The following is a 13,828-nucleotide window of genomic DNA, read 5'->3' on the forward strand; positions in this document are numbered from 1 at the left end:
ACTTGAATATCGCTGTGTTGTTCTTCGGGCTGGTATGCGGGCAAGTCATTCGGTTCGCCACAGGCGGAGATGGTAGTAGGGGTAGTTTCGGTTATCGTACCTGCAAAATTAACGTCTGCCCCTAGTTTTTGGTTACGTTGGGCAATTTGTTCGGGAGTGAGAATTCTCGATTCATCGAAGCCAAAGTCAATTTCGGTATGGAATCCTTTTTGTTTGACGCGCTTGAGGTTGTAGAAGCGTTTATTGAGGGTAGTTTGTAGGAATGCCCAGAGACAGCCGAGTAAATAGCGACGTTTGAAAGGATCGCGCACGAACCAATATTCCAGCGTCTTCCATATATAGAAACGGGCATAATTACGCAGTACCCCTTGCAACAATTGTTCGCGGCTAATGGCGTTGGGCTTCATAATGGGAGTGACAAAATTGTAGTGGGAATAGTCCCGCACCTCAACCTTATCTCCTAAATCTTCAAACAACTCGGAAAAAGGCCAGGGCGTAAACATATTCCAGTTGGTCATGTCCGCTTGCCAATCCCTTGCTATGCGATAGGTTTCTTCGATGGTTTCTAGGGTTTCATTTTCCAACCCCATAATGTATTGGACTTCGGCTACAATGCCATTTTCTTTTAACAGACGAACGGCGCGTTTGTTATCTTCAATGGTGGTTTCTTTGCGGAAAATGTTTAAATTCAATTGGGCAGCAGCTTCTGTTCCTAAAGATACGTGAACCAATCCCGCTTTGCGATACAGGGGTAATTCCTTTTCATCCCGCAGAATATCCGTCACCCGCGTATTAATACCTCAGTGAACATCTAAATTGCGATCGATTAATTCCCTACACAGGGCAAGAAATCTGGGTTTATTAATGGTTGGTTCTTCGTCTGCCAGAATAAAAAAGCCGACTTTATACTCTTTAACTAGATGTTCGATTTCATCGACGAATAATTTAGGAGTGCGAGAGCGATATTTACGCCAGAACTTCCATTGGGAACAGAAGCGACAACGGAAGGGACAACCCCTAGCATAGTTGGGAACAGCAACCCTAACATTCAGAGGAGTATAAATGTATTTATCCCAATCCAACAAACTCCAGTCTGGGCTTAAGGTATCCAGGTTTTTAATCGGCGGATGGGCAGGAGTAGCGACTACTTGACCGTCTTCTAAGAAAGCAATACCTAAAATATTACGACGTTCTTGTAAATCCGTACCATTGGCGATCGCTCTCAACAAATTGACGGTAATTTCTTCTCCTTCCCCACGAATAATATAATCTACCCAAGGAGCTTCATTGAGAACTTCATTGTACATATAGGTAGGATGAACCCCACCCATAATTGTCTTAGCGTTGGGACAGACTTCTTTAACAATCTGGAGAGTTTTCTGGGATTGATAGATCGTCGGCGTAATTGCCGTTGCCAACACTACATCGGGCCGATTCTTAGCAATAATTTCTGCCAGAACATCATCTTCAATATAATTAGTCATGGCATCGACGAAGCGAATATTGTCAAATCCCGCCTGTTTCAACGCCCCGCCGACATAAGGAACCCAACTAGGAGGCCAATTTCCCGCAATTTCTGCCCCGCCGGAATGGTAATTGGGTTGGATTAAGAGAATACGCATAAGTCACTCGAGCAAATTTAAAGTTAGCAAAGATCGGGGTAGGGGCGAAATACGTTTCGCCCTTACAAAATTCAGAATTAGCAAATTATTTAAATAGATTTAGAAAAAACGCGATCGCCATGTCTGGTGAGATAGGTATCAAAAACCGAGGCGATATTTCTAATTAATAATCTTCCTGTGGGTGTTACTTCAATACCATCATCAAAAACTTTAATTAAGCCATCCGCTTCTAAAGCTTTTAGTTCGGCAATTTCGGCACTAAAATAGCTATCGAAATCAAGATCGAAACCGAGATGATATTTTTCCTCTAAGTCGTATTGGGAAAGGCGGAATTGACACATCAATTCCATAATTACGGTGCGACGGAGAATGTCATCGCGACTTAGACTAACACCCTTTTCAATGGGTAATTTTCCTTGGTCAATTACTTGATAGTAATCTTTAATGCCCTTCTGGTTTTGGACGTAAACATCATTCAGCATACTGATGGAAGTCATGCCAAAACCAAATAAATCTGATTCGGGTTTGGTAGTGTAACCCTGGAAGTTGCGGTGTAGTTCGCCTTGGCGTTGTGCCACTGCCAGTTCGTCATCGGGTTTGGCAAAGTGATCCATTCCAATATAGACATAGCCATTATTGGTCAACTCTTCAATGGTCATGTGGAAAATTGCCAATTTCTCAGCAGCAGAAGGTAAAGCTTCTACAGGCAGATTTTTCTGGACTGGTTTCAACCAAGGTACATAGGCAAAATTAAAGACAGCGATGCGGTCTGGATTGAGTTCGATCGTCTTGCGGATGGTTTCTCTAAAGGTGTTTAAAGTCTGATAAGGTAAACCATAAATTAAATCCACATTGACACTTTCAAATCCCGCAGATCTAATGGCATCCATCACCTCAAACAACCTCTCTTCTGGTTGTACCCGATTGATGGCTGCTTGCACTTGGGGATTAAAATCTTGAATACCAAAACTAATGCGATTAAAACCTAGACTTCTCAGAACATATATATAGTTGCGATCGATAAATCTGGGATTGATTTCAATAGAAACTTCCGCATGGCGATCGATACTAAAATGTCGATTAAGAGTATTCCATAAAAACTCAATTTGTTCCAGATTCAAATAGTTAGGTGTACCACCACCCCAATGGAGTTGATGTACTGTTCTTTTAGAATCGATTAAAGATGCAGCCTGTTGGATATCGCGAGCGATATATTCTAAATAAGCTTGGGCAAATTCTTTTCTTTGGGTAATAACGGTATTGCAACCGCAAAAATAACAGGGAGTTTCGCAAAAAGGAATATGACAATAAAGAGAAATTGGAGTTTGCGTATAATTACTAATAGCAATGCCAGTACGAAATTTGTGTGCGGAAAAATCAGAACTTAATTGAGTCGCAGGAGGATAATTGGTATAGCGAGGTAGGGGTTTGTCGTATTTTTGTAAAAGAGTGGAATTAAATTGAACTTTTTGTTTGGAAACTTTCATACTTGTAATATTAAGGGAACAGGGAACAGTTAATAGATAATAGGTAATAGGTGATAGGTAATAGATATTTTGAATTATTAGGAAAAGCGATCGCCCGTTGATTCGAAAATTAAACAGTGATTAACAGAAAATTAGGCGCAAACAAGCACGAGGAAAATAACCCGATTACAAGGTAAACATTGCTCACCTTACAATGGTGTTTTTGCACTTATTTTGTTTTGGATTAGGTAAGTGCGATCGCTCTTAATCGTAATTTACTCGGCAGTAATTAATTCAACAGAACTGTTGCCTGGAGCCCGTTCTGTACTACCGGGAATATCTTGTCGAGTAATCAGATCGAATACATGCTCGCCAATAGCAGCTTTCACTTCAGGTTCTAGAGAGTGCATCACATCGCGATTGAGAGCAAATGCAGCGTTAGCTTCAGCGACAATTTTTTCGATTAACTCATTATCGACTGGCAAGGAATTCAACGCATCGCGATATCTGCCTTTAAATCCGCGTCTTGCTTCTACAGAGGGAAAAGCATCAAATTGATGGAAATTAGTTCCCCGATCTGGTGGTAGACTCAGGGCAGAACGGACAATATTTTTTAATGCCTGTCCCCCAGACAGATCCCCCATGTAGCGCACATAGGAATGGGCAACTAATAATTCCGGTTCGCTGTTCGATACTTCCTTAATCCGAGCTACGTAAACTTTTCCTGCCTCGGAAGGAGCAATTTCTTCTTGCCAATTATCTCCATAATAAAATGCTAAATCTTTTTCTAAGCTGGCTTTGCGGTTTAATTCGGGAAAATAAATTAAACCAACTACAGGATGATCGCGATGTCTTAATAATTCTGCTTCAAGGGTAGTGTAAACAAAATATAAATTAGCAAGTAATTTACGGAAAGGCTCTCTTTCGACAATTCCTTTGAGAAAACACTTCATATATGCAGTATTTTCTGCCATAGTGTGAGACTGTTTTGTACCTTCTCTTAATTGACTAGCTAGATCGCTACACATAATTAATATCTCCTGAATTTAGTCATTAGTTATTAGTCATTGGGCCTTTATTACCTATTACCTATTACTTTTCTCTTACTTTCCTCATCTCTCATCATTCATAATTCATCCTTTATAGTTAACCCAATCTTGAGGCTTGAGAAACACTTCTGTTAACTTGGCTTCTGGTGTTCCTGGTTCGGGTTGATAGCAATATTCCCAACGTACCAATGGAGGTAAAGACATTAAAATTGATTCGGTACGTCCGTTGGTTTGTAAACCGAAAATCGTACCGCGATCGTAAACTAAGTTAAACTCCACATAGCGTCCGCGACGATACAATTGGAAATTTTTTTCTCTGTCTCCGTATTCAGTATCTTGTCTTCTTTCCACAATAGGAACATAAGCAGATAAGAAAGAATTACCGCAACTCTGCACGAAAGCAAATAAATCTTCCCAATTACGAGTTACTTTACCTACTTGATTGCTATATTTGGCAGCAGCACCGTCGGGATCGGGACCACAATAGAGGGGACTATTGCCATCTTGATAATCGAAAAAGATCCCGCCAATACCCCGTGCTTCCTGACGGTGTTTCAGATAAAAATATTCATCGCACCAGCGTTTGAAAGCGGGGTAATATTCGGGATGATGAGCATCACAAGCATGCCTAATCGTTTGATGAAAATGTACCGCATCTTCTACAAAAGGATAGTAAGGAGTTAGATCGACACCACCACCAAACCACCAAACGGAACCGGCTTCAAAATAACGATAATTGAGATGAACGGTGGGAACATAAGGATTACGGGGATGCAGCACCATCGATGTACCGGTAGCATAAAAACCATGTCCTGTTGCTTCGGGGCGTTGGACTAAAATTGATGGAGGTAAAGTATCACCCCAAACTTCGGAAAAGTTAACCCCACCTTGTTCGAATACTCTTCCGTCTCTAATGACGCGAGAACGTCCGCCTCCTCCGGCTTCTCTTTGCCAACTATCTTCTCTAAAGCTAGCTTTACCGTCGAGTTGTTCTAAACCATTGCAAATATTATCTTGTAATTGCCGAACGAATTTTTTGACCCGTTCCCTAGAATCTGCGGGAGGCAAATTTTGACTTTTGGTTTCGACCCGAGCTGTTGCTTGAATACTCATTACAAATTTTCGATTAATTTTAATTTACGTTATTTAACTATATAAGAATATATTGAATATAAAATCGAGATTTACAAAACTTTATTGCTTTTTGCCTCATCTTATTGGATAAATATAGTTCATAACTAATTAGCTATACATCCAAGCAATTATGACTAGTACTGTTTCTCAACCCGCTACTAAAAAAACCTCTACAGAAGAAACCTTGCTGACGCCGCGCTTTTACACTACAGATTTTGACGCGATCGCTAATATGGATATTTCCTCCCAGGAAGAGGAATTAAAAGCAATGATTGCCGAAATGCGTACTGATTATAATCGAGATCACTTTTTACGGGATGACGAGTTTAAACAATCTTGGGATCGCATTGATGAAAAAACCCGTCGGGCGTTTGTCGATTTTTTGGAACGTTCTTGCACTTCGGAATTCTCTGGTTTTCTCCTGTTTAAAGAATTATCCCGCAAACTCAAAGGTCGAAATCCACTTTTAGCCGAAATATTTCATTTAATGGCACGAGACGAAGCGCGTCATGCAGGGTTTCTCAACAAAGCCATGAGCGATTTTAATATTTCTCTAGATTTAGGATACTTAACCAAACATCGCACCTATAGATTTTTTAAACCAGAGTGGGTAATTTACGCTGTTTATCTCTCGGAAAAAATTGGTTACTGGCGTTATATCCTGATGTATCGTCATTTAGAAAAACACCCTGAATATCAGTTTTATCCCCTATTCAAAAAGTTTGAAAGTTGGTGTCAAGACGAAAACCGTCACGGAGATATCTTTAAAGCCTTATTGCGATCGCAAAAATCGATGTGGCAATGTTGGCAAGGCAGATTATGGGCGCGTTTCTTCTTATTATCTGTATTTGCTACCCATACCCTAACCGTACACGAACGGGCGGACTTCTACACCAGTATCGGTTTAGATGCTCAAGAATACGATCGCGAAGTAATTCGCAAGACTAACGAAACTTCAGCACGGGCATTTCCTGTTATTCTTGATGTCGATCGTCCTGAGTTCTTTAAACGGTTAGAACGCTGTGCAGATCGCAATGAAGAGTTAAAAGCGATCGAAACAAGTAAAGCACCGAAGATAGTTAAATTTTTCCGCAAGTTACCTTTAATTACTGGTATCTTTTGGGATTTGTTAGTTTTGTATTTAATTAAACCTATTGATGCAGAGGCTTTACGGGGTACTGTACGTTAAGAAAAAAACAAAAAATCTACAATGGTTAAGGGTTTGGGAATACCGAACCCTTTATAATATCTACTGCTAAGATCGAATTATTTAGAGTAAAGTTTACAGTCATGGATTCTACCCAAGAAATTACGATTAAAGTCAGTCCAGAAGTTGCTGTTGCTTACCAAAATGCAACCGAACAAGAAAAACAAAGGCTTCAAACCATTGTTACTCTATTTCTCGATCGAGATACTTCTAATAACAATGATTTATTAGGAGTAATTATGGATCAAATTAGCGATCGAGCGCAAGAGAGAGGATTAACTCCAGAAATTTTAGAGTCTATTTTAAATGAGTGAGCCACGAAGATTTATTCTAGATGCTAATGTCATTATCAGTGCTTTACTTTTCAAGAAAAGTTTACCTCGTCAGGCATTAGATAAAGCAAGAAAGCAAGGAATAGTCTTGATGTCACAATCGATTTGGTCAGAAATAAGCGAAGTTGTAGCAAGACCCAAATTTGATAAGTATCTCTCTAGTCAAGAAAGACAATTGTTTTTATTAGTTTTTGAGCAAGCAGTTAGATTTGTTGATATTAAAGAAACTATAAATGCTTGTCGCGATCCCAAAGATGATAAATATTTAGAGTTAGCAGTGAATGGAAAAGCTGAATGTATTGTGACTGGCGATCGAGATTTATTAATTTTACATCCATTTCGAGAAATTTCGATTATTACAGTTACTCAGTTTCTAAATAATTAGACAACATAATATTTACTTAGATTAATTTTATATTGGCTATCCTTAAAGCATCATCAATAGGATAGTATTGCCAAAAAATTTTAGCAATTTTATAAGCAAAATTATTTTTTTTAATAAAATACTTGTTATCTGAATTTGATGGATCGCTTTCAGGCAAAGGAATTTGATAACGACCTCCATCACACGTTACAAAAGTTTCCTTGTGAATTAATGTTTCAAAATATCTAAGTTCGACTTCAAAACTATGAGCATTAGGATTTGGAAATTTGTATGTCCATGATTCTTGGAAATCCTCCTTAATTATTTCACCTTGACGGATTGTGAATTCTGGAAATATTTTATGATAAATTTGATTATCTTCATCAATGCTAACCCAATGTTCAACATCATCTAGCAATCTTTTGATTCTTTCTAAAGGTGGCAAACCAAATCCAAAACGTTCGCGCCACATTAGTTCAATTTGTGCTTCGGGCGCAGACTCTTGAAGTGGAATATTTGTATCACCCAAGCGTGTATATATAACTCCTGCACGAATTGTTTTACCTCTATCCGTATAATCTTTCGTGAGAAAAAAGGGTTTGTCTGGTCGATTTTTAATAACTAAAATATCTATTTCAATATTAGATTGGGGTGTAATAGTTTCAATTTTAATAGTGGGAATGCGATTAAAATTTGCTTGACGAATAAAGTCTTGAATCTTAGCATTAGTTTTACGATTAATATCGGACTGCACACCTATGAGATTTTTGTCATCTGTAACCCCAAAAACCAAATATCTATCCTCTTCTGTATAGGCATTTGCCAAACAGAGAATGTCATGTAAAAATTTTAATTTATTTTCATGAAACTGTTCTTTGAAATCTAAATTTTCACACTCTTCTCGACTTAATAATTCCTCTACATTAATCATGAAATTTCAGCAATCGATCTGAAGACTAACAAAGCACTATTATAAACATCGCCATCAAATATAGCCACTTATTTTCGATTATAGCGATCGCCTTTCTAAGTAAGATTGAAAACGGGCGATCGCCATATAGCTAACAGGACAAATACATAACTAAGCTACAATCAACCTACTAAGATTATTCGACAAATACTGGTGTGAGAATTGAAGAAATTATTTGGCTCGATAAAATTATTGATAAGCTGGCAGTAAAACATCGTGTAAATACCAATGAAGTGGAAGAGGTTTTAAGCAACAAACCAAAATTTCGATTTGTGGAAAAAGGCGATCGCGCAGAAGAAGATGTTTACTTAGCCTTGGGACAAACTGATTCAGGACGTTATAAATTCTCTAATCAAGCTCTAATTTTAAGTGCCAGAGATATGCCAAAAAAAGAGAGGAAATTATATGACAGAAAATAAATCTCAAAAGTTACCTAAATTTGATTCTACTGAAGAATTAGTAGATTTTTTCGATACTCACGATCTAGGAGAATATGAAGAAAATCTGCCAGAAGTAGATTTTGATGTCGATCTCAAACGCAAACATTATTTAGTTTCTGTTGAAGGCAATTTAATGAACAAACTTTTAGAAATTGCTCAAGAACAACAAGTTTCGGTTGAAATGCTGGTAGATTCTTGGTTAAAAGAAAAGATTATTAAAGCGAGTTAATTTTAATTGAGATTATCAATGCGATCGCCCTTTTTCAATCTTACTCGGAGATGCGATCGCTCGTTTTCAATCCGACTTATAAACACTACCGTCGGGCATAATCGCTTCTGTTAAATCCGCATTATCAAGATTTATTCCTGTTAAATCGGCATCTCGTAAATTAGCTTTAGACAAAATCGCTCCACTAAAATTGGCATAACTCAAATCTGCACCTTGTAAGTTAGCCTCTGTCAAATCGGTGGTCAATCCCATTCCTGCGCTAAGATTAGCGCGACAAAGTTTAGCAGCCTCTAAGTTAGCTTGATATAAAATTGCCATACTCAAATTAGCGTAGCTGAGATCGGCATGACTGAGATCGGCACGACTTAAGTTAGTACGATAGTCGGTAGTAGGACGCAGATCTACTTCTAACATTGAAGCAGAAGCAAGTTTGGCGTTGCTGAGATTCGCCCCTTTCAAAATTGCTTTGATTAAATTGGCTTGGTTTAAATTGGCTTTAGTTAAAATCGCGCCACTGAGATCGACTTCTCTCAAATTGGCTTTTTTTAAATCAGCTTGAGTTAAATCAGTACCCCATAATATAGATTCACTCAAATCTGCCTTACGCAAACACGCACCACTTAAATTTGTTCTTCCTAATCGTGATTGTCGTAAATCTGCTGCGGTTAAATCTACTTTGCTAAGGTCGATCTTGACTAATTCTGCTTCTCGTAGATTTATTTTGGCAAAAGCTCTTTCTCCCGCACTATATTGTTGTAAAAATTGATTGACTTCCATTGATTTTAATTGAGGATTTGTGGCGTATATATTTATATATATTTACTGTTACTGTCTGCTAGCAATTGTTGAAGGTACGGCAAATAGACTTTATTCTCCACCAAGTAATAATCACAAAATACACTGATGAGGGCAATAATTGTCAATTGTCTCTAGAATTAGCTATTTACTCTCGCGGATTAAAATGAATTAAGTAGCAATAAAGGCAACTACAAAGGCGATTGAATAGTAAGGAAGCATTAAATCTCCTTAATTTTAGTGAAAATTAAACTCTACTGCATATCAGTATATTACTATATCGTAATGTATTTATATTAAAACAATGAAAAAATTTATTCTCCCTCTATTTACTGAGTTTTGTCGCTGCGAGCTTGCTCGGCGTGCCAGCGAAACCAAGCGATCGCCACTGCTGCTCTATTCCAAGGCGTATTTAAAAATGACGAACCATTTATTTTAGAGAGTATCTATTTAATATTTTATTTATAGTTACTTTATCAAAAGCGAAAATTAATGAAATATAGAACTAAACCACTTTTAATTGCTTTTAGTGGTGGTATTTTAATGGGACTAACGCCAGCTCCTACAAATGCCTGGTATTTAGCCTGGTGCAGTTTAGTTCCTTTGTGGATATTAATTAGAACGGAAAAAACCTTAACTCAGACCATCTTAAATGCTCTCGTTTGGGGATGTGGCTATCATGGTTTGAGTTTGTTTTGGATTACGGGAGTACATCCGATGACTTGGATGGGAGTTCCCTGGCTGGCGAGTTTATTAATTGCGATATTTTGTTGGTTATTTATTACTCTTTGGGGAGCTTTATTAGTTGCTACGTGGTCGATAGTATTTAAACTTATTACTAAAAGACTAAATAGAAAAACTGCCAATAGGTTTATCTTTAATTCTTTATTAATAGTTGGGATTGGTCTAGCTCTCTGGTGCGGCTTAGAAACCTTATGGAGTTATGGTTCTCTCTGGTGGACTTCATTAAGCTATACTCAAAGCCCGAATAATTTGGTAATTTTGCAATTAGGTAAAATCTCGGGATTTAGCACGATTACTGCAGCAATAGTGGCGGTGAACGGTTTGTTCGCAGAAGTACTGTTATACTGGCGCAGCTTCCGCCAAAAACCTCCATTGTTGTGGTTAATCTCGCCGCTGTTAGTCTTTATTACCTGTCATTTTCTAGGATATTATTTATATCAATACCCTGTAGCGAAAAATGACTCAGACGCAATTAAAGTAGGAATTATTCAAGGTAATATTCCCAATCAAATCAAACTTTCTCCCGTAGGATGGCGTAAGGCGAGACGGGGTTACACTGACGGTTATCGACAACTGGCACGTCAGGGAGTTGATGTGGTGCTCACTCCCGAAACGGCTTTGCCTTTTTACTGGGATAATATTATTAATAATTCAGAATTTTATCAAACCGTAGTTACAGAAAAAGTTCCCGTTTGGGTTGGAGCTTTTGGGGAGAGCGAGCGCGGTTATACTAACAGTTTGTTTACTCTTACTGCTACGGGAGAAACTTTTAGCCGCTATGACAAATACAAGTTAGTTCCTTTAGGTGAATTTATTCCTTTCGAACCAATTTTGGGCAAAATAGTCGAGCGCCTGTCTCCGTTAGACGCTCATTTAATCCCGGGAAAACCAGATCCAGTTTTTGACACTCCTTTTGGTAGAGCAATTGTCGGAATTTGTTACGAGTCAGCTTTTTCAGAACATTTCCGCCGTCAGGCAAAAGAGGGAGGCGAGTTTATCATTACCTCATCGAATAATGCCCACTATAGTACCACGATGCCAGCCCAACATCATGCCCAAGACGTGATGCGCGCTATAGAAAGCGATCGCTGGGCGGCGAGAGCCACCAATACGGGTTATTCAGCGATCGTCGATCCTCGGGGACGTACTTTGTGGATTTCCGCTCTCGAACGCTATGCTATTCATTCGGGTACTATCTATCGCCGTCAGCATCAAACTTTGTATGTCCGTTGGGGAGATTGGCTGACACCAACCTTATTAGTATTAGGTGGGATGAGTTTGGTAATCTCGATTAGGAGCTAATTTTTCACAATCGCGCCAAAGTCGGCTAAAATCCTGGCATGATTGCGTAATAATCCCAGTAAATTGAGACGGTTTTGCCGAATATCGGAATTTTCTGCCATGATTAAAACACTATCTTCGCCATCGAAAAAGTTACTAACGATGGGGGCAATTTCAGTTAAACTATCCACTAATAATTGATAGTTGCGCTGTTGTTGTGCGGCTCGAGTTTTGGGAACCAATTCTAGCAGCCGCTTGTAAAAGGCTCGTTCTGAGGAACTTTCCAATAATTCGGGATTGATTAAATCTTGGGGATCTAAAGCCTGGGTATCCAAATCGCCTTTTACTGCCAAACGTGCCGAGCGATTGACGGTTTCATAAATTGCATCTAGCTTACCATTTTGGCGAATTTGTTGTAAAAATGTAGCGCGATCGCGAACGTCTAATAAATCGCTTAAAGCTCGCTTGGTATATTCAGCATCTGTGTCTCCCAATACGGCATTAATTAAATCGTAATCGATATTTTTTTCGTCTTGTAGTAAAGTCCGCAACCGTTGCATGAAAAATTCCTGCAAGGCAGCAACCGGCGATGGACTTTCGGGATGGGCGGCTAAGAAATCTGTAGCACCTTGAAGAATTAATTTCTCGAGATCGATTACTAAGTTTGCTTCCCAAATAATTGCAATGATGCCATTAGCAGCGCGGCGCAAGGCAAAGGGATCGGAGGAACCACTGGGAATCATTTCCAAGCCAAAAATGCCGATTAAAGTATCTAGCTTATCGGCAATTGCAACTACTCGACCGTTTAAAGTAGCCGGCATCAGATCCTCAGCACCTCTAGGTAGATAATGCTCGAAAATTCCCCTAGCAACCGTAGCTGATTCGCCGCTTACCAAAGCATATTTTTCGCCCATAACTCCCTGTAACTCCGGGAATTCATAAACCATCTGAGTTACCAAATCGGCTTTACAAAGTAAAGCGGTACTTTCAACTTCGCTACGCTCTGCTTCAGTTAACTCTAGCTGTTCGGCAATAGAATTAGCTATTTCGATGATGCGATCAACTTTATCGCGCATTGTACCCAAATTTTCTTGAAAGGTTACTGTTTCTAACTGGGGTAAATAGGTTTCTAGATGCTCGTCACAGTCAGCTTTGTAAAAGAATTGAGCGTCGGCAAGTCGTGCTTGAATTACTCTTTCGTTGCCCTCGACAATCAGCTCTCTTTTGGCTGGATCGCCGTTTGATATGGTGATAAAGTAAGGAAGTAAAGTATTTTGGTTCTTTTCTTGCTTAATGGGAAAATATCGCTGGTGAGTTACCATCACGGTGGTAATTACTTCAGTAGGCAGTTCGAGAAAGTTAGCTTGAAATTTACCCGTAACGGCAGTGGGATATTCGACTAAATTTACGACTTCTTGCAGCAAATCGGGGTTGACATCGGCAACGCCATTAACTTTACTCGCTTCTGCTGCAATTTCAGCGAGTATTTTTTGTTGGCGTACTTCTGGATCGACTTCGATATATGCCGATCGCAAAGCTGTTACATAATCACTAGCCTTGTCAATAGATACGGGTTGGGGATGTAAAACTCGATGTCCCCAAGAATGGCGATCGCTCTCGATAGTTTCGGAACCATTAACTAGCTTGAGAGCTAAAATAGCGTCGTCTAACAAAGCTACCAGCCAGCGAATGGGACGGGGAAAGCGCAACTCTCCATCTCCCCAACGCATAAACCGCTTGCCTTCTAATCCAGTAATCCAGTGGGGACACAAATCCTGTAAAATCTCAGCCGCATAACGTCCTACAATCTGCTTGCGAACGAAAACGAATTCTCCTTTAGGGGTATCTCTAAGTTCTAAGTCTTCTACGGCAACTTCTTGCTTGCGGGAAAAACCTAGTGCGGCTTTGGTAGGACGACCATCTTTAAAAGCAGCTTTAGCTGGCGGACCTTTAATTTCTTCGACGCGATCGCTCTGTTTTGGGGGAATGTCTTTAATTAATACCGCTAAACGTCGAGGAGTTCCATAAACTTCAATCGCCTTGGGAGTCAAAAATACCTCTGATAGAGTTTGAGGAATTTTAACTTGCCATTGAGCGATCGCGCTACTAACAAAATCTGCGGGTAGTTCTTCTGTACCTACTTCCAATAAAAAATTAGCCATAAATAATCGACTTTAGCGATAACCCTCTAGATT

13 protein-coding genes and 1 pseudogene are annotated in these 13,828 nt (G+C 39.3%); 7 read left to right on the top strand and 7 right to left on the bottom strand.

Going from position 1 to position 13,828, the window contains the following annotated elements:
- Nucleotides 1–17: 17 nt before the first annotated feature.
- From bchE to hemF, 4 genes and pseudogenes are all read right to left on the bottom strand, one after another.
- Nucleotides 18–1,622, bottom strand: a pseudogene (gene bchE / locus ACLFKQ_RS02825) (magnesium-protoporphyrin IX monomethyl ester anaerobic oxidative cyclase); the annotation flags it as partial.
- Nucleotides 1,623–1,711: 89 nt separating this feature from the next.
- Nucleotides 1,712–3,109: an oxygen-independent coproporphyrinogen III oxidase gene (gene hemN, locus ACLFKQ_RS02830; RefSeq protein WP_448998380.1), complete on the bottom strand. Its 1,398-nt coding sequence runs from the start codon at nucleotides 3,107–3,109 to the stop codon at nucleotides 1,712–1,714.
- A gap of 254 nt (nucleotides 3,110–3,363) precedes the next feature.
- Nucleotides 3,364–4,116 carry a biliverdin-producing heme oxygenase gene (locus ACLFKQ_RS02835; protein WP_448998381.1) on the bottom strand — a complete coding sequence of 251 codons (753 nt, stop codon included), beginning with the start codon at nucleotides 4,114–4,116 and terminating at the stop codon, nucleotides 3,364–3,366.
- A gap of 105 nt (nucleotides 4,117–4,221) precedes the next feature.
- Nucleotides 4,222–5,250: an oxygen-dependent coproporphyrinogen oxidase gene (gene hemF, locus ACLFKQ_RS02840; protein ID WP_448998382.1), complete on the bottom strand. Its 1,029-nt coding sequence runs from the start codon at nucleotides 5,248–5,250 to the stop codon at nucleotides 4,222–4,224.
- 151 nt (nucleotides 5,251–5,401) lie between these two features.
- Here hemF and acsF point away from each other — a divergent pair, with 151 nt between their 5' ends.
- The 3 genes from acsF (at nucleotide 5,402) to ACLFKQ_RS02855 (ending at nucleotide 7,195) form a co-directional block, all read left to right on the top strand.
- Entirely contained in the window at nucleotides 5,402–6,460 is a 1,059-nt protein-coding gene (acsF, locus tag ACLFKQ_RS02845) for a magnesium-protoporphyrin IX monomethyl ester (oxidative) cyclase (RefSeq protein WP_448998383.1), read from the top strand.
- A 101-nt stretch (nucleotides 6,461–6,561) separates the two neighbouring features.
- On the top strand, nucleotides 6,562–6,792 hold the full coding sequence (locus ACLFKQ_RS02850) for a hypothetical protein (protein WP_448998384.1): 231 nt from the start codon (nucleotides 6,562–6,564) through the stop codon (nucleotides 6,790–6,792).
- On the top strand, nucleotides 6,785–7,195 hold the full coding sequence (locus tag ACLFKQ_RS02855; protein ID WP_448998385.1) for a putative toxin-antitoxin system toxin component, PIN family: 411 nt from the start codon (nucleotides 6,785–6,787) through the stop codon (nucleotides 7,193–7,195). Before ACLFKQ_RS02850 ends, ACLFKQ_RS02855 begins: the two co-directional genes overlap by 8 nt.
- 16 nt (nucleotides 7,196–7,211) lie before the next feature.
- Here ACLFKQ_RS02855 and ACLFKQ_RS02860 read toward each other — a convergent pair whose 3' ends face one another.
- Complete coding sequence (locus ACLFKQ_RS02860) at nucleotides 7,212–8,105, bottom strand: AlbA family DNA-binding domain-containing protein (RefSeq protein ID WP_448998386.1); 894 nt, start codon at nucleotides 8,103–8,105, stop codon at nucleotides 7,212–7,214.
- 194 nt (nucleotides 8,106–8,299) lie between these two features.
- On the opposite strand from ACLFKQ_RS02860, the gene ACLFKQ_RS02865 reads away from it, so the two are divergent.
- On the top strand, nucleotides 8,300–8,563 hold the full coding sequence (locus ACLFKQ_RS02865) for a BrnT family toxin (RefSeq protein WP_448998387.1): 264 nt from the start codon (nucleotides 8,300–8,302) through the stop codon (nucleotides 8,561–8,563).
- Nucleotides 8,550–8,813: a CopG family antitoxin gene (locus ACLFKQ_RS02870; protein WP_448998388.1), complete on the top strand. Its 264-nt coding sequence runs from the start codon at nucleotides 8,550–8,552 to the stop codon at nucleotides 8,811–8,813. The genes ACLFKQ_RS02865 and ACLFKQ_RS02870 overlap by 14 nt, the downstream gene beginning before the upstream one ends.
- Nucleotides 8,814–8,879: 66 nt before the next feature.
- Here the strand turns inward: ACLFKQ_RS02870 and hetL are convergent, their stop codons facing one another.
- The gene (gene hetL, locus ACLFKQ_RS02875; RefSeq protein WP_448998389.1) at nucleotides 8,880–9,590 is read right to left on the bottom strand and encodes a heterocyst differentiation pentapeptide repeat protein HetL; all 711 of its coding nucleotides are present in this window, start codon (nucleotides 9,588–9,590) and stop codon (nucleotides 8,880–8,882) included.
- Between the two features lie 322 nt (nucleotides 9,591–9,912).
- Here hetL and ACLFKQ_RS02880 point away from each other — a divergent pair, with 322 nt between their 5' ends.
- Nucleotides 9,913–10,047, top strand: a complete 135-nt coding sequence (locus ACLFKQ_RS02880; RefSeq protein ID WP_448998390.1) for a hypothetical protein — start codon at nucleotides 9,913–9,915, stop codon at nucleotides 10,045–10,047.
- A 53-nt stretch (nucleotides 10,048–10,100) separates the two neighbouring features.
- Nucleotides 10,101–11,654, top strand: a complete 1,554-nt coding sequence (gene lnt, locus ACLFKQ_RS02885) for an apolipoprotein N-acyltransferase (protein ID WP_448998391.1) — start codon at nucleotides 10,101–10,103, stop codon at nucleotides 11,652–11,654.
- On the opposite strand, the gene glyS is transcribed toward lnt, so the two are convergent.
- Nucleotides 11,651–13,795, bottom strand: coding sequence for a glycine--tRNA ligase subunit beta (gene glyS, locus ACLFKQ_RS02890; protein WP_448998392.1), 2,145 nt, complete (start codon nucleotides 13,793–13,795; stop codon nucleotides 11,651–11,653). The genes lnt and glyS overlap by 4 nt on opposite strands.
- Nucleotides 13,796–13,828 lie beyond the last annotated feature (33 nt).

It is taken from the genome of Myxosarcina sp. GI1(2024) (assembly GCF_053543375.1).